This is a genomic window from Aromatoleum toluolicum, assembly GCF_012911005.2.
Taxonomy (GTDB): Bacteria; Pseudomonadota; Gammaproteobacteria; order Burkholderiales; family Rhodocyclaceae; genus Aromatoleum; species Aromatoleum toluolicum.
In genome coordinates this window covers 38,383-63,050 of the sequence record NZ_WTVS01000031.1, presented here as the reverse complement: position 1 = coordinate 63,050, position 24,668 = coordinate 38,383, and the positions used below count along the sequence as shown (strand labels likewise).

The 24,668-nt window shown below is 69.7% G+C and carries 26 protein-coding genes and 1 pseudogene; 15 read left to right on the top strand and 12 right to left on the bottom strand.

Annotated elements, in window-relative coordinates; translation table 11 throughout:
- The 5 genes and pseudogenes from GPA27_RS15520 to GPA27_RS15500 all read left to right on the top strand — a co-directional run.
- Positions 1-246 (top strand): annotated as a pseudogene (locus tag GPA27_RS15520) (secretion system X translation initiation factor); the annotation flags it as partial.
- Positions 243-2,606 (top strand): secretin GspD/PilQ domain-containing protein, encoded by a 2,364-nt coding sequence (locus GPA27_RS15515; RefSeq protein ID WP_211165023.1) that lies wholly within the window; start codon positions 243-245, stop codon positions 2,604-2,606. The pseudogene GPA27_RS15520 and the gene GPA27_RS15515, both read left to right, overlap by 4 nt.
- 9 nt (positions 2,607-2,615) lie before the next feature.
- The gene (locus tag GPA27_RS15510; protein WP_169141472.1) at positions 2,616-3,086 is read left to right on the top strand and encodes a type II secretion system protein; all 471 of its coding nucleotides are present in this window, start codon (positions 2,616-2,618) and stop codon (positions 3,084-3,086) included.
- A gap of 8 nt (positions 3,087-3,094) precedes the next feature.
- Positions 3,095-3,481 carry a type II secretion system protein gene (locus GPA27_RS15505; RefSeq protein WP_169141471.1) on the top strand — a complete coding sequence of 129 codons (387 nt, stop codon included), beginning with the start codon at positions 3,095-3,097 and terminating at the stop codon, positions 3,479-3,481.
- Positions 3,482-3,483: 2 nt separating this feature from the next.
- Positions 3,484-4,101, top strand: coding sequence for a type II secretion system protein (locus GPA27_RS15500; RefSeq protein ID WP_211165022.1), 618 nt, complete (start codon positions 3,484-3,486; stop codon positions 4,099-4,101).
- 86 nt (positions 4,102-4,187) lie between these two features.
- On the opposite strand, the gene GPA27_RS15495 is transcribed toward GPA27_RS15500, so the two are convergent.
- Entirely contained in the window at positions 4,188-4,391 is a 204-nt protein-coding gene (locus GPA27_RS15495) for a cold-shock protein (RefSeq protein WP_169141470.1), read from the bottom strand.
- Positions 4,392-4,678: 287 nt separating this feature from the next.
- Here GPA27_RS15495 and GPA27_RS15490 point away from each other — a divergent pair, with 287 nt between their 5' ends.
- From GPA27_RS15490 to GPA27_RS15480, 3 genes are all read left to right on the top strand, one after another.
- Positions 4,679-5,122 carry an NfeD family protein gene (locus GPA27_RS15490; RefSeq protein ID WP_169141469.1) on the top strand — a complete coding sequence of 148 codons (444 nt, stop codon included), beginning with the start codon at positions 4,679-4,681 and terminating at the stop codon, positions 5,120-5,122.
- Between the two features lie 9 nt (positions 5,123-5,131).
- Positions 5,132-5,995 carry an SPFH domain-containing protein gene (locus GPA27_RS15485; RefSeq protein ID WP_169141468.1) on the top strand — a complete coding sequence of 288 codons (864 nt, stop codon included), beginning with the start codon at positions 5,132-5,134 and terminating at the stop codon, positions 5,993-5,995.
- 389 nt (positions 5,996-6,384) lie between these two features.
- Positions 6,385-6,969, top strand: a complete 585-nt coding sequence (locus tag GPA27_RS15480; RefSeq protein WP_169141467.1) for a PRC-barrel domain-containing protein — start codon at positions 6,385-6,387, stop codon at positions 6,967-6,969.
- Between the two features lie 84 nt (positions 6,970-7,053).
- Here the strand turns inward: GPA27_RS15480 and GPA27_RS15475 are convergent, their stop codons facing one another.
- Positions 7,054-7,572, bottom strand: a complete 519-nt coding sequence (locus GPA27_RS15475; protein WP_169141466.1) for a retropepsin-like aspartic protease — start codon at positions 7,570-7,572, stop codon at positions 7,054-7,056.
- Between the two features lie 435 nt (positions 7,573-8,007).
- Between GPA27_RS15475 and GPA27_RS15470 the strand changes: the two genes are divergently transcribed.
- The 3 genes from GPA27_RS15470 to GPA27_RS15460 all read left to right on the top strand — a co-directional run bounded on the left by GPA27_RS15470 (position 8,008) and on the right by GPA27_RS15460 (position 12,919).
- Entirely contained in the window at positions 8,008-8,775 is a 768-nt protein-coding gene (locus GPA27_RS15470) for a helix-turn-helix domain-containing protein (protein ID WP_169141465.1), read from the top strand.
- A gap of 65 nt (positions 8,776-8,840) precedes the next feature.
- Positions 8,841-10,994, top strand: a complete 2,154-nt coding sequence (gene aas / locus GPA27_RS15465; protein WP_169141464.1) for a bifunctional acyl-ACP--phospholipid O-acyltransferase/long-chain-fatty-acid--ACP ligase — start codon at positions 8,841-8,843, stop codon at positions 10,992-10,994.
- Between the two features lie 44 nt (positions 10,995-11,038).
- Positions 11,039-12,919, top strand: a complete 1,881-nt coding sequence (locus GPA27_RS15460; protein ID WP_169141463.1) for an MFS transporter — start codon at positions 11,039-11,041, stop codon at positions 12,917-12,919.
- On the opposite strand, the gene GPA27_RS15455 is transcribed toward GPA27_RS15460, so the two are convergent.
- The 3 genes from GPA27_RS15455 to GPA27_RS15445 are packed head-to-tail and all read right to left on the bottom strand — an operon-like array spanning position 12,920 to position 15,534.
- Positions 12,920-13,789 (bottom strand): alpha/beta fold hydrolase, encoded by an 870-nt coding sequence (locus GPA27_RS15455; RefSeq protein WP_169141462.1) that lies wholly within the window; start codon positions 13,787-13,789, stop codon positions 12,920-12,922.
- A gap of 58 nt (positions 13,790-13,847) precedes the next feature.
- Entirely contained in the window at positions 13,848-14,957 is a 1,110-nt protein-coding gene (locus tag GPA27_RS15450) for a transglutaminase-like domain-containing protein (RefSeq protein WP_169141461.1), read from the bottom strand.
- A gap of 19 nt (positions 14,958-14,976) precedes the next feature.
- Positions 14,977-15,534 (bottom strand): TlpA family protein disulfide reductase, encoded by a 558-nt coding sequence (locus tag GPA27_RS15445; protein ID WP_169141460.1) that lies wholly within the window; start codon positions 15,532-15,534, stop codon positions 14,977-14,979.
- 362 nt (positions 15,535-15,896) lie between these two features.
- On the opposite strand from GPA27_RS15445, the gene GPA27_RS15440 reads away from it, so the two are divergent.
- Positions 15,897-16,607, top strand: a complete 711-nt coding sequence (locus GPA27_RS15440; protein WP_256222975.1) for a hypothetical protein — start codon at positions 15,897-15,899, stop codon at positions 16,605-16,607.
- A gap of 78 nt (positions 16,608-16,685) precedes the next feature.
- Here GPA27_RS15440 and GPA27_RS15435 read toward each other — a convergent pair whose 3' ends face one another.
- Positions 16,686-17,171 (bottom strand): CreA family protein, encoded by a 486-nt coding sequence (locus tag GPA27_RS15435; RefSeq protein WP_169141459.1) that lies wholly within the window; start codon positions 17,169-17,171, stop codon positions 16,686-16,688.
- A 334-nt stretch (positions 17,172-17,505) separates the two neighbouring features.
- On the opposite strand from GPA27_RS15435, the gene GPA27_RS15430 reads away from it, so the two are divergent.
- Positions 17,506-18,168 (top strand): c(7)-type cytochrome triheme domain-containing protein, encoded by a 663-nt coding sequence (locus tag GPA27_RS15430; protein ID WP_211165021.1) that lies wholly within the window; start codon positions 17,506-17,508, stop codon positions 18,166-18,168.
- A gap of 17 nt (positions 18,169-18,185) precedes the next feature.
- Here GPA27_RS15430 and GPA27_RS15425 read toward each other — a convergent pair whose 3' ends face one another.
- The 6 genes from GPA27_RS15425 to GPA27_RS15400 form a co-directional block, all read right to left on the bottom strand.
- Positions 18,186-18,848 (bottom strand): DsbA family oxidoreductase, encoded by a 663-nt coding sequence (locus GPA27_RS15425; RefSeq protein WP_169141458.1) that lies wholly within the window; start codon positions 18,846-18,848, stop codon positions 18,186-18,188.
- Positions 18,849-18,922: 74 nt separating this feature from the next.
- Positions 18,923-19,939 carry a DnaJ C-terminal domain-containing protein gene (locus tag GPA27_RS15420; RefSeq protein ID WP_169141457.1) on the bottom strand — a complete coding sequence of 339 codons (1,017 nt, stop codon included), beginning with the start codon at positions 19,937-19,939 and terminating at the stop codon, positions 18,923-18,925.
- 5 nt (positions 19,940-19,944) lie between these two features.
- The gene (locus tag GPA27_RS15415) at positions 19,945-21,024 is read right to left on the bottom strand and encodes an extracellular catalytic domain type 2 short-chain-length polyhydroxyalkanoate depolymerase (protein WP_169141456.1); all 1,080 of its coding nucleotides are present in this window, start codon (positions 21,022-21,024) and stop codon (positions 19,945-19,947) included.
- A gap of 27 nt (positions 21,025-21,051) precedes the next feature.
- Entirely contained in the window at positions 21,052-21,546 is a 495-nt protein-coding gene (locus GPA27_RS15410) for a GDYXXLXY domain-containing protein (RefSeq protein ID WP_169141455.1), read from the bottom strand.
- Positions 21,543-22,604: a DUF4401 domain-containing protein gene (locus GPA27_RS15405; protein WP_169141454.1), complete on the bottom strand. Its 1,062-nt coding sequence runs from the start codon at positions 22,602-22,604 to the stop codon at positions 21,543-21,545. The genes GPA27_RS15410 and GPA27_RS15405 overlap by 4 nt, the downstream gene beginning before the upstream one ends.
- Positions 22,601-23,578 (bottom strand): DUF2157 domain-containing protein, encoded by a 978-nt coding sequence (locus GPA27_RS15400; RefSeq protein WP_169141453.1) that lies wholly within the window; start codon positions 23,576-23,578, stop codon positions 22,601-22,603. The genes GPA27_RS15405 and GPA27_RS15400 overlap by 4 nt, the downstream gene beginning before the upstream one ends.
- 224 nt (positions 23,579-23,802) lie before the next feature.
- On the opposite strand from GPA27_RS15400, the gene gmk reads away from it, so the two are divergent.
- Both gmk and rpoZ read left to right on the top strand, forming a co-directional pair.
- Positions 23,803-24,417, top strand: coding sequence for a guanylate kinase (gene gmk / locus GPA27_RS15395; RefSeq protein ID WP_169141452.1), 615 nt, complete (start codon positions 23,803-23,805; stop codon positions 24,415-24,417).
- A gap of 4 nt (positions 24,418-24,421) precedes the next feature.
- Complete coding sequence (gene rpoZ / locus GPA27_RS15390) at positions 24,422-24,637, top strand: DNA-directed RNA polymerase subunit omega (protein WP_169141451.1); 216 nt, start codon at positions 24,422-24,424, stop codon at positions 24,635-24,637.
- Positions 24,638-24,668 lie beyond the last annotated feature (31 nt).

The following is a 24,668-nucleotide window of genomic DNA, read 5'->3' as shown; positions in this document are numbered from 1 at the left end:
GCGGCCCCCCCGCCCCCGCCTCCGGCGCCGACGGCGCCGCCCATCCCTTACGAATATCTCGGCAAGCTCGCCGACGGCCACAGCGTGCGCATCTTCCTCGTGCGCGGCGACCGCCCCTACACCGTCACCGAAGGCGACGTGCTGGACGGCAGTTACAAAGTGAAAAGCATCACCGACACCACCATGACGTTCGTCTACCTTCCTCTGAACATGATCCAGACCCTGCCAGTGGGAAGCAAGCCATGATGCTGGACAAGCTGCTCCGCCGTGCCGCACCCCGGGTTGCGCTCCTGTTGCTGGCGTCATGGCTTGCGGGCTGTGCCACCGATGCGCTGCAGCGCGAGGGCACGCAGCTGATCGACGAGGGGCGCTACGAGGAAGGCCTCGCCAAGCTCGACCAGGCCGTGCGCGAGCAGCCGCGCGATGCCGCGACGAACATGGCGCAGACGACGCAGCGCGCGCGCGTCATCGCCGCGCTGCTGGCCACCGCCGAGCGCGCGCGCCTGATGCGCGACCACAACGCCGCCACGCGCGGCTTCGAGCGCGTGCTCGCGCTCGACCCCGCCAACGAACGCGCACGCGAGGCCCTGCGCCAGCTCGACCAGCTGCGCAACGCCGGCGAGACGGTGCGCCAGGCCCAGGCCGCGCTGCGTCGCGGCGACCCCGACGGCGCCGACCGCCTCGTACGCCCGGTGCTCGCGCTCGACCCGCGCAACGACGCCGCGCTCGCGCTCAAGCGCGAGATCGAGGACATGCGCGCGAGCAACGTCACGCCCTACCCGCAGCTGCGCTCGAAGATGTCCGCGCCGGTGACGCTGGAATTCCGCGACGGCAACCTCAAGCAGATCTTCGAGGTGCTGTCGCGCAACGCCGGCATCAACTTCCTGTTCGACAAGGACGTCAAGCCCGACCTCAAGGCGACCCTGTTCGTGCGCCAGGTGCCGGTCGAGCAGGCGGTCGAGTTGCTGCTGCTGCAGAACCAGCTGCAGCAGAAGATCATCAGCGACAACACCGTGATGATCTACCCCGACACGCCGCAGAAGCAGCGCGACTACCTCGACCTGACGATCCGCACCTTCCACCTCGCCAACACCGACGCCAAGACCGCGATGAACATGGTCAAGACCCTGCTCAAGACCAAGGACGTGTTCATCGACGAGCGCCTCAACACGCTGACGATGCGCGACACCCCCGACGCCATCCGCCTCGCCGAGAAGCTCTTGACCACGCAGGGCCTGCCGGAGCCCGAGGTGGTGCTCGAAGTCGAGGTCATGGAAGTGTCGCGCCAGCGCATCCTCGACCTCGGCCTGCAGTGGCCCAGCACCTTCGGCATCCTGCGCCCGGACCTCGGCGGCCCGCCGGGAACGCTCAGCCAGTACCGCGGCATCGACCGCGACCGCATCACCATCGGCCCCTCGCCGGAGCTGCGCATCAATGCCAACGACAGCGACGTGAACACGCTGGCGAACCCGGTGATCCGCGTCAGCAACAAGGAGAAGGCGCGCATCCACATCGGCCAGCGCGTGCCGGTGGTGAGCGCCACCTCGACGCCCTCGACGCAGGGCCCGGTGATCACCGAGAGCATCCAGTACCTCGAGGTCGGCCTCAAGCTCGAGGTCGAGCCCACCGTGCATCTCAACGACGAGGTGCTGATCAAGATCGGCCTCGAGGTCAGCAAGGCCACCGCGCAGACGCCGACCAAGAACGGCACCATCCCCGTGCAGGTCGACACGCGCAACGCCGCCACCTCGCTGCGCCTGAAGGACGGCGAGACGCAGGTCCTCGCCGGCCTGATGCGCAACGACCACGACGTCTCCGGCAACCGCATCCCCGGCCTCGGCGACATCCCCGGCCTCGGGCGGCTCTTCGGCAGCAACAAGGACTCCATCGGCAAATCCGAGCTGGTACTGTCGATCACCCCGCGCATCGTGCGCAACATGCCCTACATGAACCCCTACGACATCGAGTACCCGTCGGGCACCGAGGCGGTGCTGAAGGCGCGCACCGACACCATGCTGCGCATGACCACGACCGCCCCGGTGGTGGGGGCCGCGCCGGCGCCCGCGAGCGCCATGACGCGCGACGCCATCGCCCCCGCGGCCGCACCCGCGCCGGCGGCGGTGGCCGCGCTCGCGCCGCCCGCCAGCGCCGGCAGCGACGTGCCCGCCGCGGCCGCCTCCCCCGCCGCCGCGACGCTGTCGTGGACCGCGCCCGCCGGCCTGAAGCCCGGCGAGGAGACCGACGTGATCCTGCGCGCCAACGTCACCCAGCCGCTCAGCACCGCGACCGTGCAGTTCGCCTACGACCCGGCCGCGCTGTGCGTCGTCGCCGTGACCGAGGGCGACGTCATGAATGCCGACGGCGCCATCACCTCCTTCGCGCCGCGCATCGACGACAAGAGCGGACGCATGTTCGTCGCGCTGTCGCGTTCGGCGCCGCAGGGCGCGCGCGGCGACGGCGCGCTGATGCGCCTGCGCGTGGTCGCGCTGCCCGGCAGCACCGCCCCGGCCGAGCTCAAGGTGACCAGCGTGTCGGCCTTCGGCGAGGGCAACCGCCCGGTGTCCATCCCGCTGCCTGCGGCGCTCGCGCTCGGCGCGAGGCCCTGAGGACGGACGATGCGGCGCGCGCGCGGCTTCTCCCTCGTCGAGGTCGTCATCACGGTGGCGATCGTCGCGCTGCTCGCCAGCATCGCCGCGCCGCTCACCGAGACCGTCGTGCGCCGCGGCAAGGAGCAGGAGCTGAAGGGCGCGCTGTACCGCATCCGCGACGCCATCGACACCTACAAGCTCGCGGCCGACGCCGGCCAGATCGAGAAGCTCGCCGACGCCAGCGGCTACCCGCCGACGCTGCGCGTGCTGGTCGACGGCGTGCGCGACGCGCGCGACGCCGAAGGCAAGCGCATCTACTTCCTGCGCAGCATCCCGCGCGACCCCTTCGCCGCCCCCGAGCTGCCGCCCGAGGAGACCTGGGGCCTGCGCGCCTACGACAGCCCGCCCGACAACCCGCGCGCCGGCGCCGACGTCTTCGACGTCTTCTCGCTCGCGACCGGCGAGGGGATGAACGGCGTGCCCTACCGCCAGTGGTGAGACCCGCGATGGATACCCCGCACCAATCACGCGCCGGCTTCACGCTGATCGAACTGTTGGTCGTGCTGTCCATCATCGCGACCCTGCTCGCGATCGCCGCGCCGCGCTATTTCGGCAGCCTGGAGAAGTCCGAGGACACCGCGCTGCGCCAGACCCTCGCGGTGATGCGCGACGCGGTGGACCACTACTACGGTGACACCGGCGCCTATCCCGACTCGCTGCAGGGGCTCGTGGACAAGCGCTACCTGCGCAGCGTCCCGACCGACCCGATCACGCAGCGCAACGACAGCTGGGTGATCGTGCCGCCGCAGGGCGGCGCGAGCGGCACGGTGGGCGACGTGCGCAGCGGCGCCGAGGGCAACGCGCGCGACGGGACACCCTACGCGGAGTGGTAGCCATGCCGGCGGACGCACGCCATTGCGAGCGCGGCTTCACCTACATCGGCGCGCTGGTGCTGGTGGTGCTGATGTCGCTGGCGCTGGTGGGCACCATGCAGCTGTGGTCCACGGCCAGCCTGCGCGCTCGTGAACGCGAGCTGCTGTGGGTCGGCTCGCAATACGCGCGCGCGCTGCGCCTGTACTACGAGAGCTCGCCGGACGTGAAGCGCTTCCCGCAACGGCTGGAGGATCTGCTCACCGACCAGCGCAGCCCGACGCCGCGCCACTACCTGCGCCGCCTGTACGCCGATCCCATCACGCGCAGCACCGACTGGGGGCTGATCCGCGGCACCGACGGCGGCATCGTCGGCGTCTTCAGCCAGTCGCGCGACACGCCGCTCAAGCGTGGCCGCTTCCCGCCCGAGTGGTCGGAGTTCGAAGGGATGGAAAGCTATGCGGACTGGCAGTTCGTCGCCGAACGCGCCTTCAGCACCACGGCCGCGCAGGCCGGTGCGAATGTGAAACCGGGGCCGACCGGCGCCCCGGTGGTCGCCATCGACCCGCGCCAGAGCGTGATCGACGCCGCCCGCGCACCGCGCCCGGCGCCAACCGTGTCGCCCTTCCAGCTCACGCGCTGAGCGCCGCGCCTGTGCGCCCGGCGCGCACAAAGAAAAAGGCCCGGCAGTGCCGGGCCTTCCTCATTCGAATCCTGCCGCGAGGCGGATTACAGCGGGCGGATGTTGCCGGCCTGCTTGCCCTTCGGGCCCGAGGTCTCGTCGAACTGAACCTTCTGGCCTTCGGTCAGGCTCTTGAAACCCGAGCCCTGGATCGCGGAGAAGTGCGCGAAGAGATCCTCGCCACCGTTGTCCGGGGTGATGAAGCCGAAGCCCTTGGCGTCGTTGAACCACTTGACGGTACCAGTTGCCATGTCTGAATTTCCCAAATCAAAGTTTACATAAGGGGCGTTTGCCCAAAGTTGCGACAATCGCGATCGGGGAATGACGGACTGAGTACCAAAGGACTTCAAGCTCGAAACGCCACGCGATGACTGATGCGCGCTGAACAGTCTGGTGAAAAACGGCGGCGCGGTCAACTACCTCGCGCCCCGCTTTGTGCGCAGCTGCGTGGCATCGTGCACATCTGTCGCCTCGCTCTGGTCCCGACCTGCGGACAGGCCCATGACATCCCGCTACAATCGGCACCGAGGAGGAGTCTATGAATATCGAATGGTGGCACTGGACCGTTGTCGGCATCGCGCTGATCCTGGCCGAGCTGGCGCTGCCGTCCTTCTTCCTGATCTGGTTCGGCATCGCGGGGCTGGCGATGGCGCTCGTGCTGCTCGTCGCGCCCGAACTGTCGCTCACCGCCCAGATCGCCACCTGGACCGCCCTGTCGCTGGTCATGGTCGTGCTGTGGTTCCGCGTGTTCAAGCCCAGCTTCCACAAGACCCGCATCGGCACCTCCGCGGGCGAGGTGATCGGCGAAGTCGGCCTGCTGGTCGGCGCGGTCGCCCCCTTCCAGCGCGGCAAGGTGCGCTTTCAGCGACCGCTGCTGGGTGCCGAGGAATGGGTGTGCCTCGCCGAAAAACCGATTGCCGCCGGCGAACGCGTGCGCGTCGTCGCCGTCGAGGGCAGTTTCCTGAAAGTCGTCAAAGCCTGAGGAGATCTCATGAGCGGTAGCTTCATCTTCGTCGTCGCGGTACTCATCTTCGTCGTCGTCACCCTTGCCAAGGGTGTGCGCATCCTGCCGCAGGGCGAGGAATGGATTGTCGAGCGTCTCGGCAAGTACAACGGCACGCTCAAGCCCGGCCTCAACATCATCATTCCCTACCTCGACCGCATCGCCTACAAGCTCGTCACCAAGGACATCATCCTCGACGTGCAGGAGCAGGAAGTCATCACGCGCGACAACGCCGTGATCGTCACCAACGCCATCGCCTTCATCAAGGTCACCGACCCGGTGAAGGCGGTGTACGGCGTCACCGACTTCGCCGAGGCGATCCGCAACCTGATCATGACGACGCTGCGCTCCATCGTCGGCGAGATGGAACTCGACGAGGCCCTGTCCTCTCGCGACAAGATCAAGGCGCGCCTGCGCGAGAGCATCGCCGACGAGGCGGTCGACTGGGGCCTCACGGTGAAATCGGTCGAGATCCAGGACATCAAGCCGTCCGAGTCGATGCAGCGCGCGATGGAAATGCAGGCCGCCGCCGAGCGCGAAAGGAAGGCCGCAGTGACCAAGGCCGAAGGCGCCAAGCAGGCCGCGATCCTCGAGGCCGAAGCGCGTCTCGAATCCGCCAAGCGCGACGCCAACGCCCAGGTCATGCTCGCCGAAGCCTCCGCCGAAGCGATCCGCCGCGTCGCCGCCGCCATCGGCGACCAGGCCGGCCCGATGATGTACATGCTGGGCGAGAAGTACATTGCATCGCTGGAACGCATGGGCTCGTCCGAGAGCGCCAAGGTCGTCGTGCTGCCGGCGGACCTGCAGGAGACGATCAGGGGGCTGCTCGCGCGCGGCAAGGCGGCGATGTAGGCACGCCGGCAGCCGCTCGGCGGCAGTTAACACACTGTTACTCCTGCCGGTTCCGGGCACGGATCGGATCGACCGTCCCCGTGCCGGGCTGGCCCTGGCGAACGCAAAACTTCAATCCGATCAGTCGCTTACGCCGCCGTTGCACGTCTTCGCCGCGGCGCGAGGAGCCTTCCGGGCGTGCCTGCCGCGACGGCCCGGGTCGTCGCGGGCGCTTTCTCGCCGGAACTCGGCAAGCGGCAGGGCGTTCGAACATATCTGTCGATCTGCTCGCCGCGACCGATTCCTTCCCCAACAGGGCAACGCGGCCGCCGGGGTGGCGGATCGATCCAGGCACTCGTTCCCGACGGGGACGAGATTCTCAGATAAGTGCCAACAATCAGGAGAATGCCATGAGATCCATGACACGGAAGTCCTTGCTCGCCGTCGCCATCGCAACGCTCGGTGCGGTTCCGATCGGGGCTGCGGCGGACTCGTACAAGGAGGGGCAGACCCAGCAGCAGATGCACTCGCAGATGGGCACCTCGGGACGGTTGCAGACGATGACACCGAGCCAGCTGCGCGGCACCGAGGTTATCGGGACCAACGGTGAGCAGATCGGTTCGGTGAAGAAGGTCGTCCAGAGCCGTCAGGACAAGAACATCCACGCGGTGATTTCCTCAGGCGGCGTGATGGGCGTCGGTGACAGGGAGTTCACGGTGCCGCTCGACCGCATGCGCTACGAGGGCGGCAAGCTGCGCCTGAGCGCGACTGCGGACGAACTGCGGTCCAGCCCGGCGTACCGCGACGAGCAGTATGTCGAAGTGCGGCCGATGGACCAGCCGATCAGCGAATTCTCGGCGTTCGAGACGGTACCGGACAGGGCCGCACCGCGCCGCGAGATGCGGAGCAGCGAGCGCGGATGGGATCGCCGCAGTACCGGCGGCGCGCCGGATGCCAACGCGTTCTATCCCGAAACGCAGCAGTTCACGCCGTAGACGCTTCAAGACGGCGCGACGGCGGACGACGTGCGTCCGCCGCAGGAAGGCCGGCCGCCCGCGGGGCGCGCCGGCTTTCTTTCGTTACTTGTCGAAGGCCGCGAGGTCCGCGACGTCGCCCGACGAGGGGCTGCCCGCGGTCGTGAGACAGTTGCTGAGGACGAGGCGCGGCGGCTCGAACGAGAAGATGAAAGGCGCCGCACGCTGCAGCGCGCTGAGGCCCAGGATCGGGCGCGTTGCCCCGGGAAAGACCGCGGCCTCGACGTCCTTGAGCCAGCATCCGCCGCCGATGCTGACGGCCTCGATCATGTACACCGGCACGGTCAGCTCGTTGCCGTTCGCGAGCCTGCCACGCAAGTCCTTCACATAGCGCGCCCGGCCCGCCGCCTCGAGCTGCGCCAGCATCTCCTCGTTGATCGTCATGTAGCCGGAGCCGGTATCCACCATCAGGTCGACCGTCCCGAGTCCCTCGATGCGGCCCTCGACTGAGAAAGTCGTCGCGCTGGTCGCGCGCATATCGACGGTCGTGTCGAACTCCCCGGCAGATGCGAAGCTGAAGGTGCCTGCGAGCACTGCGGTCAAGAGGCACGTAATCTTCTTCATGCAACGATCCCCGGAAAAGCGGTTTGACGGTGAGTCCGGCGGTCCGGACAGCGTGATGGTAATCAAGCAACAGCCGTGCCGTCCACAAGCGACCACACTAGTGCTAACGGCCTGATTTGCAATTTCTTTAGCGGACCGCGAAGAACCGCTCGGGGCGCGGCTCTCCGCTCGAAGCGCGCCGTCCGCGCGCGGTCCGGCGCAGCGCGGCGTGATCCGCTTGCCCGAGCATCGATCCCGAAACGGGGAATGCCGCGGGCTGCCCACCCCGAACCGGTGCATTCCGCCCGGTCCCGCGCCCGCACGGCAGCGCGACGCGATATCGGGTACGGTCGCGATGCGCCGGAGGTATCGTCATGCGATACTTGATGACATGCGCTCGCACCGCTCACGCCATGCGGATAATCTGGACGCCAGTTCCCGGACCGACCCCCGACCATGAGCACCACCGCCGACCTCGTCGCCACGCTGAAGACCGAACTGAAGGCCGCCGGCCTGACCTATGCCGCGCTGGCCGAACACCTCGGCATGGCCGAATCCAGCGTCAAGCGCATGTTTTCCGCCAGCGGCGACATGCCGCTGTCGCGCATCGACGCGATCTGCCGTGCGCTGAACCTGGATTTCGCCGACCTCGCGCGCCGCGTGGCCGAGAATGAGCCGCTGCTCGAAGAGCTGTCGCTGGCGCAGGAGAAGGCCGTTGTCGGCGACCGCAAGCTGCTGCTGGTCGCGATCTGCTGCCTGAGCCACTGGAGCGCCGAGCAGATCGTCGCGACCTACCAGCTCGGCGAGGCCGAGGTCGTGAAACACCTCGCCCAGCTCGACCGCCTGGGCATCATCGACCTGCGTCCCGGCAACCGCTACCATCTCAAGGTCGCCAAGGGCTTCCGCTGGCGCCCGCACGGACCGGTGATGGAGTACTTCCGCGGCGAGGTGATCGACGACTACTTCGCCGGCGGCTTCGACGGCGAATCCGAGATGCTGATGGTCGTGCATGGCCAGATCGGGCGCGGGCTGGCGCACTCCTTCCGCGAGCGCCTCGCGCGCGTCGGCCAGGACTTCGCGCAGCAGCACATCGCCGACCAGAAGCTCGCGCCCACCGACCGCCGCCCCTACACCATCGTCATCGGCATGCGCTCGTGGCTGATGGCGGCCTTCCGCGACATGAAGCGCCCCGACGTGCCGTGGCCCGACGCGGCCGCGCGCTGACGTCTGCATACTGGCCCCGCTCGCGCCGATCCGCATTCCCGAAACCCGAACGACGATATCCGACCATGCTCCGATCGCTCCTGAAACCCCTGCTGCGCACCCTTGCCCGCCTGCTGTTCCGTGTGCGCGTGAGCGGCGGCGCGCCGTCCGACGCCGCCCGCCTGCTCGTGATCGCCAACCACGAATCCTTCCTCGACGGCCTGCTGCTGGGCCTCTTCCTGCCGCTCGACCCGGTGTTCGTCGTGCATACCGGCGTCGCCCGGAACCGCTGGTTCCGCCTGATGCTGTCGCTGGTCGATTATCTCGCCGTCGATCCGACGAGCCCGATGGCGATGAAGAAGGTCGTGCGCCTGCTCGAGTCCGGCCGTCCGGTCGTGATCTTCCCCGAAGGGCGCATCACCACCACCGGCAGCCTGATGAAGACCTACGACGGCCCCGCTTTCGTCGCCGCGCGCAGCGGCGCGACGATCCTGCCGGTAAAGATCGACGGCGCCGCGCGCACCTATTTTTCCCGCATGGGCGGGCGCTTCCCGCGCCGGCTCCTGCCGCAGCTCACGCTGACGATCCACCCGGTCACGCGCATCGACGTGCCGGTCGCGCCGACCGCGCGCGAGCGTCGCCGCAAGGCCGGCGACGCGATGCGCCGCATCATGCAGGAGATGATCTTCGCCAGCCGCCCGCAGCAGACGCTGTTCGAGGCGCTGCTCGACGTCGCGACCATCCACGGCCGTTCGCGTCGCCTGGTCGAGGACCTCAAGCAGGAGGAGTATTCCTACTGCGACCTCCTCAAGATGGCGCTCGCGCTGGGCCGCCTCGTCGCGAAGGAATCCGCGCCCAATGAGAACGTCGGCATCCTGCTGCCCAACCTCGCGCCGACCCTGGCGCTGGTCTTCGGCCTGAGCGCGTTTCGCCGCACCCCCGCGATGCTCAACTACACCGCCGGTGCCGACGGCATGCAGGCCGCGTGCACCGCGGCGCAGATCCGCACTATCCTCACCTCGCGCGCCTTCGTCGAGCAGGCCAAGCTCGGCGACAAGCTCGCGGCGCTCGCCGATTGGGGTGCCGACGTGCGCGTCGTGTATCTCGAAGACCTGCGCGCCGGCATGGGCCTCGCCGACAAGCTGTGGCTGATGCTGTGGGCGATCCGTTTCCCGCGCGCGGCGACCTCGATCGGCGCGCCCGAGGATGCGGCGGTGATCCTGTTCACGTCCGGCTCCGAGGGCAAGCCCAAAGGGGTCGTGCTGTCGCACCGCGCGCTGCTCGCGAACATCGCGCAGATCCGCGCGGTGGTCGATTTCTCGGTGGACGACAAGATCCTCAACGCGCTGCCGCTGTTCCACTCCTTCGGCCTCACCGCGGGCGGGCTGCTGCCGGTGCTCTCCGGCGCGAACGTGTTCCTCTACCCCAGCCCGCTGCACTACCGCGTGATCCCCGAGCTCGCCTACGATCGCGGCTGCAGCGTGCTGCTGGGCACCAGCACCTTCCTTGCGAACTACGCGCGCTTCGCCCACCCCTACGACTTCTACCGCCTGCGCTACGTCATCGCCGGCGCCGAGAAGCTCGCCGAGCCGGTGCGCCAGCTGTGGTTCGAGCGCTTCGGCATCCGCATCTTCGAAGGCTACGGCGCCACCGAGACGGCGCCGGTGATGGCGGTGAACACGCCGATGGCCTACCGCAGCGGCACCGTCGGCCAGTTCCTGCCCGGCCTGCAGGCGCACCTCGTGCGGGTGCCGGGGATCGAGCAGGGCGGCATGTTGCACGTGTCCGGCCCCAACCTGATGAGCGGCTACCTCAAGGTCGACCAGCCGGGCGTGCTGCAGCCGCCGGCGTCGAGCGCGGGCGAGGGCTGGTACGAGACCGGCGACGTCGTCGATATCGACGACGACGGCTTCGTGCGCATCGTCGGCCGGGTCAAGCGCTTCGCGAAGATCGCCGGCGAGATGGTGAGCCTGGAGGCGGTCGAGAAGCTCGCCGCCGCGACCGTGCCGGCCGCCCAGCATGCCGCCTCCACCCAGGCCGACGCCGCGAAGGGCGAGGCGCTGGTGCTGTTCACGAGCGACCGCGGCCTCACCCGCGACCGCCTGCTCGCCGCGGCGCGCGACTTCGGTGTGCCCGAGCTGGCGGTGCCGCGCAAGATCGTGCCGGTCGAGGCGCTGCCGCTGCTGGGCACCGGCAAGATCGATTACGTCACGCTCAAACACTGGGCGCAGGCCGCCTGAGCCCGCCCCGTATACTTGCAGCCAATTTCCGCATCGGACCCGACATGAGTTCGCAATTCAAGCTGATGGGCGAGCGGCGCTTCCTGCCCTTCTTCCTCACCCAGTTCCTCGGCGCCTTCAACGACAACCTGTACAAGAACGCGCTCGTGGTGTTGATCACCTTCCAGGCGGCGCGCTACACGACGCTGCCGCCCGGGGTGCTGGTGAACCTTGCCGCGGGGCTGTTCATCCTGCCTTTCTTCCTGTTCTCGGCGACCTCCGGCCAGCTCGCCGACAAGTTCGAGAAGACGCGCCTGATCCGCTTCGTGAAGCTGTTCGAGATCGGCGTGATGGCGCTCGCGACGGTGGCCTTCGCGCTCGACTCGCTGGCGCTGCTGTTCGCCGCGCTGTTCCTGATGGGCCTGCATTCGACGATCTTCGGGCCCGTGAAATACGCGGTGCTGCCGGTGTATCTGCGCGAGGAGGAACTCGTCGGCGGCAACGCGCTGGTCGAGGCCGGCACCTTCATCGCGATCCTGCTCGGCACGATCGCCGGCGGCGTGACGATCGCGCTGCCGGGTGGCGCGGCATGGCTGTCGGCGGCGGTGCTGGCGGTCGCGGTGGCGGGCTACCTGACGAGCCGCGCGATTCCTGTCGCGCCGGCGGCCGATCCGACACTGCGGATCAACTGGAATCCGCTCACCGAGACCTGGCGCAACATCGGCTTCACGCGCGGCAATCGCACCGTGTTCCTGTCCATCCTCGGCATCTCGTGGTTCTGGTTCTACGGCGCGCTGTTCCTGTCGCAGTTCCCCGGCTACGCGAAGGACGTGCTGGGCGGCGACGAGCATGCGGTGACGCTGCTGCTGGCGCTGTTCTCGGTCGGCATCGGCGTCGGCTCCCTGTTGTGCGAGAAGCTCTCCGGCAAGCACGTCGAGATCGGCCTCGTGCCCTTCGGCTCGATCGGCCTGTCCATATTCGCCTTCGACCTGTGGTGGACCAGTCCGGTCGCCGCGCACGCCGGCGAGGCCCTGCCGCTTGCGGCCGTGCTGGCCGATCCGGTGACGTGGCGCGCGCTCTTCGACCTCGTGATGATCGGCGTGTTCGGCGGTTTCTTCATCGTGCCGCTGTACGCGCTGGTGCAGGCGCGCTCGGAACCCGCGCACCGCTCGCGCATCATCGCCGGCAACAACATCCTCAACGCCGCCTTCATGGTCGTCGCCGCGGGGCTCGGCGCGGGCCTGCTCGCCGCCGGCTTCACGATCCCGCAGCTGATCCTGATCACCGCCGTGCTCAACGCCGCGGTGGCGGTCTACATCTACACGCTGGTGCCCGAATTCCTCGTGCGCTTCATCGTGTGGCTGCTCGTGCACACGGTCTATCGCCTGCGCGTGAAGGGCGTCGAGCACATCCCGGAAGAGGGGCCGGCGCTGATCGTCGCCAACCACGTCAGCTTCGTCGATGCGCTGGTGATCACGGCCGCGTCGCGCCGCCCGATCCGCTTCGTCATGGATCACCAAATCTTCCGCTGGCCGATCCTGTCCTTCGTGTTCCGCTCCAGCCGGGCGATCCCGATCGCGCCGGCGAAGGAGGATGCGGCGATGATGGAGCGCGCCTTCGAAGAGGTCGCGCGGGCGCTCGAAGCCGGCGAACTGGTAGGCATATTCCCGGAAGGGCGCATCACCGACGACGGCGAGCTGAAGCCGTTCCGCCCCGGTATCCGCCGCATCGTCGAGCGCACCCCGGTGCCGGTCGTGCCGGTGGCGCTGCGCGGCCTGTGGGGCAGCAGCTTCAGCCGCAAGGACGGCCCCGCGCTGAGCCGGCCGTTGCGCCGCGGGCTGTTCAGCCGCATCGAGCTGGTCGGCGGCACTCCCTTCGCGCCCGACGCGGCGACGCCCGAAAGCCTGCAGGCGGCGATCGCCGGACTGCGCGGCGAGATGCGCTAGTCAGTCGCGCGCGAGGAAGGCCTCGATCGCCACCGCCACCTGCTCCGGCTGGTCGTGCTGCAGGTTGTGGCCGGAATCGGTGATCGTCACGCGCCGCAGGTCCGCGAAACACGCGAGGCGGCGCTCGATCTCCGCGGGCGCGTCGGCGAAGCGCTCGGCCACGTAGCCCTTGTCGGCCAGCAGCATCAGCACCGGCGCCCGGATGCCGCGCCAGGAGGCCATCACGTCGCCGGCTTGGTAACGCACCGGCGCCGCCACCTTGTGCCACGGGTCGCCGGCCATCGTCACCCGGCCGTCGGGCAGCGTGTGCGAGACGTTGCGTGCGAGGAAGTCCGCACGCGCGTCGCTCAGTCGCGGATTGGCGAGTTGCAGCCGGCGGGCGAAGGCGTCGTGATCGGGATAGCCGCGCACCGGCTGTTCCTTGCGCAGGCTGTCGAGCCAGCCGGCGAGCTGCCCGGGCGCATCCTGTTCGGTCGTGGCGCTGAGGCCGAGGAAGTCCATCATCACGAGCTGCGCGACGCGTTCGGGGCGCACGCCCGCATACGTCGACGAGATCGCCGCGCCCATGCTGTGTCCGACGATGCGTGCCGGGCGGTCCGGGGAAAAGTGCGCGAGCAGTGCGTCGAGGTCGCCGTAGTAGTCGGGGAACCAGTACGGGCGGCCGAGCCACTCGCTCGCGCCGTAGCCGCGCCAGTCGGGCGCGATCACGTGCCATTCGTGCGCAAGCGCATCGACGAGGAACTGGAAGGTCGCGGAGTTATCCATCCAGCCGTGCAGGAAGAATACGGCCGGGGCGTCCGCGGCGCCCCAGTGGCGGACGTTGTAGCGCAGCCCGCGGATGTCGAGCTGCTCGCAGTGGGAAGCTTTCATCCCGCCGATGATAGCAAGCCCGGCGGTCACGTGCCGGGCCTGCGTCATCGCAGCGGGCTCAGCCGGCGGTGATCTCGCGCGACGTCAGCGTGTAGCGGAAGTTCGCCGGGTCCAGGCTGTCGAAGCGTCCGTCGCGGTTCTCGCCCTGCGGATACATCAGGAAGGGGGCCTCGGGGCCGTCGCTGCCGGGCAGGCGGATGTCGTGGCCGAAGTTGTACGCGAGCCAGTTCATCTCCCACGCGCCGAACAGCGTATTGCGCGCGGCGACGACCTTGGGGTCGGCCAGCGGCAGTCCGCCGGGCGGCTCTTCGAGTGCGACCTTGCGCACGTCGGCGGGGTCGACCGGCACCCAGCCGGCGTGCTCCAGCCATACCTCGGCGCGGCAGTGCTGCGCCTTCGACACGTCGCCGCTCTTGCCCAGGCTCTTGTAGCCGTAGCGCGAGTCGGCGACGCGGACGCCATACACGTCGCGCGCCGGCACACCCACCGCGCGCGCGAGGCCGACGTACAGCGCGTTGAGGTCGGCGCACTTGCCGGAGAGGTCGCCCGTCTCCAGCATCGCGCGGATGTCGCCGAGCCCGCAGCCGCGCGTCTTCGGATTGCGGAAGGTGTTCGTGACGATCCAGTCGTAGATCGCGCGCGCCTTGTCCTCGTCGCTTTTTGCCCCGCGCGTGATCTCGCGCGCGGTGTCGAGCACGATGCCGTCGGTCGGCAGCATCGCCGTCGCGCGGGTGTACAGCGCGCGTTCGGCGGCGGCCAGCCTGGGCATGCGGCCGCCGTGGGCGAGGTCGACGGCGCGATCGCGCGTCGCGCAGCGGCTGACGATCTCGATCGCCGGCGCCGCGCTTGCCTCGGGCCAGACCGCGTGCAGCATCGCCGCGCCGTACACCGGGTCGGTCGCGATGTACATGCCGGTCGCGTTGCCGCTCCACAGGTTGCCCATCGGACGGCTCCAGTCCGTCTGCGCCACGGCCGGCAGCGGGATCCACACCTGGGTCGGGCCGTCGCTGGCGACGGGTTCGACGCGCGTGACGAGTTCGAACACCCGCCAGCCGTTCTCCGCGCGGGGCGTGAAGGCGGGCGCGGCGGGGGCGGCTGCGCGGCTCCATGTCGGCAGCGCGAGGCCGGCGGCAATCGTCGAGGTCTTGAGGAAGTTTCTGCGGTTCATGATCGATCGTCTCTTCGCTTCAGGTTCTGGTCGGGCGGGTGGCGGTTGCCGCGCTGCGGATGCGCGCGCGTACGCTGTCGTGATGCCAATCGAGTTCGCCGCGCGCGCGCAGCAGGGGCTGGTGGGCGGCGTCCAGCAGCACGGTCGTGGGCAGGTAGCGGACGTCCCAGGCGCGCGAGATGACCTGTTCCGGGTCGTTCACGAGCGGGGGATCGACGAGGTGGTCGTCGAAGAAGCGGCGTACGTCGTCCGCGCGGTCGGCGACCGCGATCGTCACCAGCGCAAGGCCCGGTTCCGATTCAGCGAGGCTGACGAGCGCCGGCATCTCGGTGCGGCAGGGCTCGCACCACGTCGCCCAGAAATTGACCAGCACGGACTTGCCGCGCAGAGGCTCCAGCGCCCGGCGCAGGGCCGGCGGCGCAGGCGGCAGCTGTGCCAGCGTTTCCAGTCGCTCGCCGGGCAGCTGCGTGCGTGAATTGCCCGGCAGCGCCAAGGCCGGCGGCGCGAAGGCGGCCGCGACCAGCCCCCCGATGGAGGCGAGCACGCGCCGGCGTCCGGCACAATGCGGATCGAACATGAATCCTCTCCCGATTCTCTCGTGACCGCGTGCGTGCACGCGACGCCACATCCATCCCGGTGCGGAAGCCGCCGGGATTTGCAAGACGCGAACGCCGTGGCGCTCCGTCGAACGAACGATGCGGTACCCAGACCGCAACTGCCTGCGGGCGACCGATACACTGATCGGTCCGTATTGCCCGAATGTGAATTATCGCACGGCGCAGGGACGGCGGCAGGCGCCGATGCAGTGTCGCGATGGACGACCTTGCCCGAAGCGGGCAGCGTCGTGGCCACCGCTGCGGGTTCTGGTGGACTGGTTTTTGCGTGCTAAAATTCACAGTTTCGCGGCCAGTCGGTCGTGACATTTACGGAGAAAATCCTGTGAAGCCCTGGTTGTTGGTCGCTGTGGCCGCCTCGGTCGGCCTTGCCGCGTGTTCGAAGAAAGAAGAGGCTGCCGCGCCCGCCAGTCCGGCGCCTCAGGCCGCAGCGCCGGCTGTTCCCGCGGCCGTGTCCGCCGCGGCCCCGAATTCCGGCAAGATCCTGCAGCTGCTGCAGGGCGGTGGCTACTCCTATGCCGAAGTCGAGCAGGCTAACGGCGAGAAGGTGTGGATCGCCGGCGGCCAGATCTCGGTGCAGGTCGGCGACACCGTGCAGTGGGGCGATTCGGCCGTGATGACCAATTTCGCGTCGAAGTCGCTGGGTCGCACCTTCGATCGCATCCTGTTCGTGAACGCCTGGGGTCCCGCCGGCGCCGCGCCGACCGGCGTCGCACCGCATGGCACCCAGCCGATGGCCGGCACCGCGGGCGGGGCGCATCCGCCGATGGGCGCCGCCCAGCCTGCAGCCCAGGCCGCAGCGCCCGCCGGCAGCAGCGGCGAGGTCAAGAGCGTTCTGACCGGCGGTGGCTACACCTATCTGGAAGTGCAGCAGAACGGCAACATCGTGTGGGTTGCCGCGCCGGTCACGCAGGCGCAGGCGGGCGACAAGGTGAGCTGGGGCGACGGCATGGTAATGACGAACTTCACCAGCACCTCGCTGAACCGCAAGTTCGACCAGATCGTGTTTGCGAGCGCGGTGCGCGTGAACAAGTAAGCCGGACCCGCGGCCTGCCCATGCAGGTCGCGGCATGCGACAAGGGGGCCCGCGCGCAAGCGCGGCCCCCTTGTCGTTTCAGCGCATCGGGATCGGCGTGCCGCGATCGACCGCGACGGCCGTGACGCTGTTCTGCGGGCTGCCCTCGATGATCTTGTCCGAGTAGGTCAGATACACCAGCACGTTGCGCTTCACGTCGACCATGCGCACGACCTGCAGGCGCTTGAACAGGATGGACTGGCGCTCCGAAAACACCTCCTCCTTGGGCGGCAGCGGTTTCGTGATGCGCACCGGGCCCACCTGGCGGCAGGCGATGGATGCCTCGGCGACGTCCTCGGCGAGTCCGAAAGCGCCCGACAGGCCGCCGGTCTTGGCGCGCGATACGTAGCAGGTGATGCCTTCGACGATCGGGTCGTCGTAGGCTTCGACGACGATCTTGTGGTTCGGGCCGATCAGCTTCCAGACGGTCGACACCTCGGCCAGCGGCTCGGCCCACGCGCCGCCCGCGGCGAGGCCGACGGCGAGCAGCGTGGTCGTGAAGAGGCGGTACAGGGCGGTTCTCATGCGTGGCAGTTTCCCATGCGGTTCAACGATCGGGGTGTCATCCGGATGCGCCGTCGCTGCATCCGGGACATGCATCGAGTATAGAGCGGACGGCCGGCAGAGCGCCTGCATTCCCGATTGCGGGAATCCACTGTCGCGTGTCGCCGACTATGGGAACGCGCCGGCGTGGCCGGGCCGCCGCGAAGGCGCAAGCGTGGCGAGCCGCAGGGTGGCGGCTGGGCTGCGGACGAGGCAGAATGCGCTCCGCGCGACAGCGCGGCGCGCGGCCGGGTGCCGAACTTGCATGCATCACCCGTAGTCGGGTGGGGCGAAGTTGGGTGGGGATGTTGAGCTGATGGGAAAAAATATCGTGCGTCGTCTGGGTGGCCTGTTGGTCGCGGTCGTCCTGTACGCGGGGGTTCCGCATGCCGGCGCGGCCCTGAAGACGGTGGAAGTGCCGCCTGCGGAGGAAGAGGTGCCGGCCGCGACGACCGCAGCGGCTGCGCGTGCGGTCGGCCGGCAACGCGCGACCGACGAGTTCTACGATCCCACCAGTCCGGCCTACGAGCGCCTGCAGCGCGCCGACGAGGCGCTGGGCGACCTGCCGCGCGACCGCGACGGCAAGGTCGACTGGATGAACGCGCTGCGCCAGGGGCTGATCAAGCCGCGCCAGCGCATCGACGGCAAGGACCGCGAGCCGCCGCTCGACCTGGACGTGATCCTGCGCAACACCAAGCAGATGCCCAACGTGCGCTTCCCGCACCGCGCGCATACCGAGTGGCTGGACTGCAAGAACTGCCACCCCGACCCGTTCGCGGAAAAGGCCGGCAGCACGCAGATCCGCATGGAGGACATCTTCCGCGGCCAGTTCTGCGGCAAGTGCCACGACCGCGTCGCCTTCATCACGCACCGCAACTGCTACCGCTGCCACAGCGTGAATCCGGACGGCACGCCGGCGCTGCCGCCGCAGGTGCTGCCGGTGCACCCCGCGGCGGCGCCGCCCACGCCCGCGCACTGAGCGGGGCGTGCCGCGGCTCAGGCGTTCTGGATCGACTGCAGCACTGCCGCGCCCAGCGCCGCGGACGTCTGCGCGCCCGAGACCGCGAGGCGGCGGTTGAAGATGAAGAAGGGCACGCCGTTGACCCCCTGCTTCTGCAATTGCGCCGCCATGCGTTTGACCGTCGCGGCGTCCTCGTCGCCCTCCAGGTAGGCCTCGACGTCCTCGCGTCGATCGCCGGCCGTCTCCACGGCAATGTCGACCAGCGTCGCGATGTCGCCGATGTCGCGCCCCTGCTGGAAGTGCGCGGCGAACAGGGCCTCGCCGAGGGCATTGATCTGTGCTGCCGTATGGCCCTGCGACTGCGCGCGGTAGGTCAGGCGGTGGGCGAGCAGCGTGTGGGGGCGCGTCGCGATGCGGTCGAAGGCGAACTGCAGGCCGTCCGGAGCGGCCGCCTCGACGACGCGTGCGAGCACCTCGTCGGCACCGCGGCGTCCGCCGAATTTCGCCTCGAGGAAGGGCCGGTACGGCTCGCCCGCGGCAGGGGTGTCCGGATTGAGGAAGAACGGCAGCCAGTTCACGCGCACTTCGAGCTCGGGATGGTTGTCGCGGACCTGTTCGAGCGCGCGGGCGAGACGCGTCTTGCCGAGGAAGCACCAGGGGCAGACGAAGTCGGAAACGAAATCGATATCGAGAATCATGGATCAGGGGTCAGGTGAGGGGCCGGGCGTGGCATCCGGCCGGAGGTGGTGCAGGCGCCGCGGGCGCGGGAGCTTCAGGGCTCTTCCGCCTGGTCGCCGAGCCAGCGTGCTTCCCAGAGTGCCACATCCGGCAGGTGGCGGGAATGATTCGCCGCGGCGAGGGCGTCGAGCTGCTCGAGCAGGCTGCGCATCGCGGCGTCCGGGGCCTCGGGAAGCCGCGGTTGCAGATGCACGATCAGGTCCCCCGCGGCCTTTCCCATGCGCCCCGGGAAGCCCGCACCGGCGACGCGCAGCGTCCGCATCGTCGCCGCGCCCGGCTCCAGCTTGAGGGTGCGCGTGCCGGCGGGCAACGGAATCGCCAGCTCGCCGCCGGCCAGCAGGCGCAGCGCGCTGACCGGGCGCTCCAGCACCAGATTGCGGCCCTCGAGGCGGTACAGATCGTGGGGCAGGAGCCGGATACGCAGCACCAGATCGCCGGGCGGCAGGTCAGGCGAGGGGTCGCCGGCGCTGTCGACGCGCACTTCTTCGCCGTCGAGCATGCCCGCGGGCAGGTGCACGATCACCGGCCGCAGCGTGCGCTGCCGGCCGCTGCCGTGGCAGCTCGGGCAGGCCTGCTTGCTCACATAGCCCCGTCCGGCGCAGTGCCTGCATGGGGCCAGCCCGTGGCGGCCGTGCATGCGGCCGGTGCCGTGGCAGCTCGCACACAGCCGCGTGTGGCGCAGGACTTCCTCGCCGCTGCCGGCGCAGGTGCCGCATTCGCCGTCGCCTTCCAGCTCGACCGTGCGTTCGCCGCCGAAGAACGCCGCTTCGATCGTCAGCGTGAGGTCCTGGCGGCGGTCCGCGCCGCGCGGCGTGGCGGCCCCGGCCTCGACATCTCCGTCGTCCTCGTCCGGCGCGTCGCCGTCCGGGGGGGGCGAATTCAGTTCGGCGAGCAGGCGTTCGTAGGCGGCACGCAGGGCCTTGAAGTGCTCCAGCGCGTGCGGGTCGGGGTTGCGGTCGGGATGCCACAGCATCGCCAGGCGGCGGAAGGACCGCTTGATCTCATGCGCGCTGGCGCCCGGCGCGAGGCCGAGCAGCTCGTGGGCATCCATGTCGTTCAGCGCTCCGGCCGGGGCGGCAGCGGGGCGGCGAGGCGCTCGAGCATCGCGCGCACCGCCCTGATCTGTCCGCCGTTACGAGTCGCGTAATCCGGGTCCGCGTAACCCCACCAGTCCCAGCAGCCCTTCGGGTTGTACACCCAGCGCAGCGATCCCCAGGCGAAGCCGCTGCGCGGCCGGACCTGCGGATACAGCACGATCAGCCGGTTGCTGTCGGCCCATTCATTGTAGCCGGCGCCGTCCACGAAGCGGCGGCCGATCTGCGCCTCGCCCTGGCGGCAGCCATGGAAGACCACATGCACGCGGCAGCCGCCTTCGCGGCAGGCGGCCGGCACGTACGCATATCCACGGTCGGCGAGACTCAGCTCGATCGGGGCGGCGCCCGTGAACGGTCGCTGGTCGAAGGCGAGCATCTCGCCGGCCGGAGCCGCACTGCGCGGCGCGAGCGGCCCGACCAGATGCGCGAGCAGCTCGCCCGCGGCGTCGAGGTCGCCGCAGCGGTTGATGAAGGGCGGTTCCGATGTCTCGCAGGCGTTCGGCTGCGGGTCCGCGACCGACATCATCGCGTGACCGGCCTCGCCGACCTCGACGAAGCGGATCGCGTCGCCGGGCAGCACGCGCCGGTAGAAATCGAGCAGCGCTTCCACCACGGGACGCTCGACGGTGCGGTCCGCGCCGCCGCTGAACACCCACACCCGGTCGTCGCGCAGGCCCGCGGGCGGGTCGATGCTGCCCGCTTCGGCTTCCTCGCGCACCCGCGCGAGCGTCTGCTCGGCGCCCGGGGTACGCGCGCCGGTGCCGGGGCTCATGCAGTTGTTGAGCGCGCGCCACATGCTGCCGGTCGCGCACGCGTAGGGGCCGGCGGCGAGGATGCCGGCGCCCGTCACCAGCGCGGAATGGGCAACCTGGAACTGTACCGCCATGTAGCCGCCGGACGAGACGCCCGAGACCGTGAGCTGCGCGAGGCTGGCCCCGAGCGCCGGCAGCGCCGGCGTGTCGGCAGCCGGCGTTGCGCCCGCGAGCGAGGCGAGGGCGAGGCCGGCGAGCAGGCGCGCGATGGAGCGGAGGGGCCGTGTCATGCCGTGCACGATAACGGAAGCGGCCGCTCAGCGGCGGTTCTCGCCGAGCCGCACGAGGTCTTCGCCGCGCAGGTGCGTGAGTAGCGCCTTGCCGTTCGCATCGACGCGGAACTCGCCCCACTGCGCGGCGCTGAAGTCGCCGGCACGGCCTTCCTGGAAGAAGAAGGCGTTCGGTCCGATCGTTTCGCGGCCGTCGCGCGAACGCAGCTTCATCGCGACCAGCGCCGGATCGTCCGGCAGGCGGTCGCCGATCCCGACCAGGCTCGCGCGTCCTTCCGCGTCGACGGCGAGGTGGGCATAGTGGCCCTCGCCGTCGCTGCGCAGGATCTCGTTGTCGATCGCGTAGCGCAGCGCCATGTAGTCGCCCTGCATCAGCGAGCGCGGATCGACCGGCGCGAGGTGCACCAGCACGACGCGCCCGTCGGCGAGGGTGCGCTCGTTGTCGCGCACGGCGTACAGCGCCGCCGCCGTCACCAGCACGAAGGCCGCGGCGAGCGCGGCGCGCAGGGATTTCGCGTTCATGCCGTCCTCCGCGTGCGGGCGCGCAGCAGCGTGCGCAATGCGAGCAGCACCGCGCCGCTGGCGATCAGTGCGAGGGATTTCATCAGCAGCGTGTCCTGCAGGCTGTAGTAGAGCTCGCCGAGGTAGAGCGTCGCGAACACCAGCGTCATCGCGATCCAGGGGCGATGGCTGGCATGGAAGACCGCGAGCAGCACGGCGACCGCCACCAGCAGGCCGGGCGCGGGGTGGGCGGCAAGAGCGAAGAGCAGCGCGCCGCCGAGTGCCGGCAGGCGCAACGCGGCGGCGTCGCGGCACAGCCATGCCGTCGTCGCGAGGAGCACGAGCGCGGCGCCGATGCGATAGACCGGCAGCACGAAGCCGGTCTGGTAGCCGGTGAGCGCCTCTTCGAGCACCGTCAGCGCCGAATGCGCATGGCCGTAGGGGGCGAGGATCAACGCGGCGAGCGTCAGCGCATGGGCGGCCGCCTTGATCAGCGGCGCCCGCGGATGGGCGGACCACGCCGGACGGGCGAGCCACAGCGCCACGGCGGCGCCGGCGAGCGCGATGCCGAAGAGCGCGAGCCCGGTGCCGGGGCCGATCAGCCACGCCAGGCTGGACAGCGCGATCAGCACGCACGCGCTGCGGTGCACGCCGGACGAGGGCACGGCGGCCATCGCGAGGCCGGCGGCCAGCGCCGCGAGCGCGAGCACGTCGGTGCCCTCGAGCAGGTCGAAGAAGCGGTCGGCGAAGGCGGAGACGAACAGCGCCTGGCCGGCGAGCGAGAACGCCAGGCCCATCTGGTCGGTGAAGGGCTTGCGCCGGGGCAGCAGGAAGAGGCTCGCCGCGGCCAGCACGATGCCGCCGAAGGCGCGCGCCACGGGGCCGTTGCCGAAGGCGAGGAGGGGAACGAAGAACGACGACATGATCATCAGGGCCGCGATCCACGCCGCGAAGCCGAGCAGCAGCGCGAGCCACCACGGCACCCGCGCCGTATCCTGCAGGGCGGCGAGCTGCGTGGCGTCGATGATGCCGGCGGCGCCGAGGCGCTCGAGGAGCGGGGAGGAAGGTGCGGCGTTCATGGATTGCGTCCTTCGCGGTAGAGGCGGGTCAGCCACACGCCGGCGACGCCGGTGCTCGCGATCACGAACGCCGCGATGAGGTTGATCGTGAGGAATCCGACGTCGTGCGGCATCACGCGGATCACCGCAGACGTGGCGACGGCGATCGTCGCGAATGCGGTCTGCGCGAGCATCGGCACGTCGCGCCGGTGGGCGAGGTAGGCATGCGCGAAGGCGATCGCGACGACGGCGAAGGCGAGCCCCGCGGCGCGAAAATCGGCGTCCCACCAGCTCAGGCCCGCGCCGAGCGCGAGCGGCGCGAGCACGCCGAGGCCGGCGACGCGGTTGATGTGTCGGCGCGGCGCGGCGAGCAGCCGATGGCCGCCGAATTCGAAGGCGAGCAATACGGCGGCGTTGAACGCGGCGATCGCGAGTAGTGACTCCGCCTCGCCGAGCGCGCCGATGAAGCGCGACCACCAGGATTCCGACAGGTAGCGCAGCAGCCCCGCATTGGCGACGACGAGCCACAGCAGCCAGCTCGCCGACGAGCGTGCGAGCAGCGCGAAGGGCGTCATCAGTGCGGCCCACGCGACGAACAGTTCCCAGATGTCCGCGCCGCTCTGGTAGGTCTGCCCGATCAGCGCGAGCAGGGCGCCGGTGGCAAGGCTGGCCGCGAGCAGCGCGGCACGCCAGACGGTGCCGAAGGGCGGGGCCGCGAGCGCGGTGCCCGTGCACGCGGCAAGCGCGGCGATGGCGATGCCGAGCTTGGCGAAGCGGTGCAGCGCGTCCCAGTTCCAGGCGAAGAAGAAGATCAGGCCGGCCGCGAGCAGGATGGCGCCGGCGACCGCGAGCACGCGGTCGGCACCGGCCAGCCATTCGTCGCGCACGGGCGCGAGGGGCGCGACGGCCGCGGCCTGTTCGAGCTGCCGCGGCGTCAGGGCGCCGTCTTCGGCGAGCGCGAGCAGCATTCCGCGATCGGGGAGTGTCCAGGACATTGGCGTATCCGGTGTGGCGGGATATGCATTCTAACCAGGCGCGGCGATCGTGTGCGTGCATTGCGCAACGCCCGGCCGCCGTGGCGGCGCCGCGCCGGGTTTGGCGTCGCCGCGTGCCGGCTGGCACAATCGGAGCTCCGCCCGAATGCGGGCCGGCGCATGCCGGCAACGGATCAACCTGCACACCACGGAGGCGCCGCATGCACGCAATGCGGCGCGCACATATGCCCGGTACCCTGATCATCATCACTGCGCCCTCCGGCGCCGGCAAGACGACCCTCGTGCGCGGACTGCTCGAACGCGATCCGCAGATGCACCTGTCGGTGTCCTACACCACGCGCGCACCGCGCCCCGGCGAGCAGGACGGGCGCGAATACCACTTCGTGGACGTCGAGACCTTCCGCACCCTGCGCGACCGCGGCGAATTCCTCGAATGGGCCGAGGTGCACGGAAACTACTATGCGACTTCCAGGGTCTGGTTGAAGGAGCAGATCGCCGCCGGACGCGACATCCTGCTCGAGATCGACTGGCAGGGCGCGCAGCAGGTGCGGCGCAGCTTTCCCGACGCGGTCGGCGTGTTCGTGCTGCCGCCTTCGGTCGAGGCGCTGGAGTCGCGCCTGCGCGGCCGCGGCACCGACAGCGAGGACGTGATCGCCCGCCGCCTGCTGGGCGCGCGCGGCGAGATGCGGCATGTGGCCGAATTCGACTACGTTATACTGAACGACGATCTGCAAAACGCCATCGACGACCTCGTCGCGGTGGTGCGCGCGTCGCGGCTGCGCTACGACCGGCAGCGCCTGCGCCACCAGCAGTATTTCGATTTTCTTGAACAGGACTGAAAAAATGGCTCGTGTCACCATCGAGGATTGCCTCAAACGAATCCCCAACCGCTTCCAGCTGACCCTGGCCGCGACCTATCGCGCGCGCCAGATCACCATCGGCTCGGCCCCGCAGGTCGAAATCGACAAGAGCGACAAGGACAAGCCGACCGTGATCGCCCTGCGTGAAATCGCCGCCGGCAAGGTCGGCCTGGAAATCCTCAACCGCGGGCAGGCCTGATCCCCGCGCGGGGAGCCGGGAGTCGTTCCGT

Excerpts from the sequence above, each read along its gene's own strand:
- GPA27_RS15515 (WP_211165023.1), top strand. The coding sequence starts at position 243 with ATGATGCTGGACAAGCTGCTCCGCCGTGCCGCACCCCGGGTTGCGCTC.
- GPA27_RS15510 (WP_169141472.1), top strand. The coding sequence starts at position 2,616 with ATGCGGCGCGCGCGCGGCTTCTCCCTCGTCGAGGTCGTCATCACGGTG.
- GPA27_RS15505 (WP_169141471.1), top strand. The coding sequence starts at position 3,095 with ATGGATACCCCGCACCAATCACGCGCCGGCTTCACGCTGATCGAACTG.
- GPA27_RS15500 (WP_211165022.1), top strand. The coding sequence starts at position 3,484 with ATGCCGGCGGACGCACGCCATTGCGAGCGCGGCTTCACCTACATCGGC.
- GPA27_RS15495 (WP_169141470.1), bottom strand. The coding sequence starts at position 4,391 with ATGGCAACTGGTACCGTCAAGTGGTTCAACGACGCCAAGGGCTTCGGC.
- GPA27_RS15490 (WP_169141469.1), top strand. The coding sequence starts at position 4,679 with ATGAATATCGAATGGTGGCACTGGACCGTTGTCGGCATCGCGCTGATC.
- GPA27_RS15485 (WP_169141468.1), top strand. The coding sequence starts at position 5,132 with ATGAGCGGTAGCTTCATCTTCGTCGTCGCGGTACTCATCTTCGTCGTC.
- GPA27_RS15480 (WP_169141467.1), top strand. The coding sequence starts at position 6,385 with ATGAGATCCATGACACGGAAGTCCTTGCTCGCCGTCGCCATCGCAACG.
- GPA27_RS15475 (WP_169141466.1), bottom strand. The coding sequence starts at position 7,572 with ATGAAGAAGATTACGTGCCTCTTGACCGCAGTGCTCGCAGGCACCTTC.
- GPA27_RS15470 (WP_169141465.1), top strand. The coding sequence starts at position 8,008 with ATGAGCACCACCGCCGACCTCGTCGCCACGCTGAAGACCGAACTGAAG.
- aas (WP_169141464.1), top strand. The coding sequence starts at position 8,841 with ATGCTCCGATCGCTCCTGAAACCCCTGCTGCGCACCCTTGCCCGCCTG.
- GPA27_RS15460 (WP_169141463.1), top strand. The coding sequence starts at position 11,039 with ATGAGTTCGCAATTCAAGCTGATGGGCGAGCGGCGCTTCCTGCCCTTC.
- GPA27_RS15455 (WP_169141462.1), bottom strand. The coding sequence starts at position 13,789 with ATGAAAGCTTCCCACTGCGAGCAGCTCGACATCCGCGGGCTGCGCTAC.
- GPA27_RS15450 (WP_169141461.1), bottom strand. The coding sequence starts at position 14,957 with ATGAACCGCAGAAACTTCCTCAAGACCTCGACGATTGCCGCCGGCCTC.
- GPA27_RS15445 (WP_169141460.1), bottom strand. The coding sequence starts at position 15,534 with ATGTTCGATCCGCATTGTGCCGGACGCCGGCGCGTGCTCGCCTCCATC.
- GPA27_RS15435 (WP_169141459.1), bottom strand. The coding sequence starts at position 17,171 with ATGAGAACCGCCCTGTACCGCCTCTTCACGACCACGCTGCTCGCCGTC.
- GPA27_RS15430 (WP_211165021.1), top strand. The coding sequence starts at position 17,506 with ATGGGAAAAAATATCGTGCGTCGTCTGGGTGGCCTGTTGGTCGCGGTC.
- GPA27_RS15425 (WP_169141458.1), bottom strand. The coding sequence starts at position 18,848 with ATGATTCTCGATATCGATTTCGTTTCCGACTTCGTCTGCCCCTGGTGC.
- GPA27_RS15420 (WP_169141457.1), bottom strand. The coding sequence starts at position 19,939 with ATGGATGCCCACGAGCTGCTCGGCCTCGCGCCGGGCGCCAGCGCGCAT.
- GPA27_RS15415 (WP_169141456.1), bottom strand. The coding sequence starts at position 21,024 with ATGACACGGCCCCTCCGCTCCATCGCGCGCCTGCTCGCCGGCCTCGCC.
- GPA27_RS15410 (WP_169141455.1), bottom strand. The coding sequence starts at position 21,546 with ATGAACGCGAAATCCCTGCGCGCCGCGCTCGCCGCGGCCTTCGTGCTG.
- GPA27_RS15405 (WP_169141454.1), bottom strand. The coding sequence starts at position 22,604 with ATGAACGCCGCACCTTCCTCCCCGCTCCTCGAGCGCCTCGGCGCCGCC.
- GPA27_RS15400 (WP_169141453.1), bottom strand. The coding sequence starts at position 23,578 with ATGTCCTGGACACTCCCCGATCGCGGAATGCTGCTCGCGCTCGCCGAA.
- gmk (WP_169141452.1), top strand. The coding sequence starts at position 23,803 with ATGCCCGGTACCCTGATCATCATCACTGCGCCCTCCGGCGCCGGCAAG.
- rpoZ (WP_169141451.1), top strand. The coding sequence starts at position 24,422 with ATGGCTCGTGTCACCATCGAGGATTGCCTCAAACGAATCCCCAACCGC.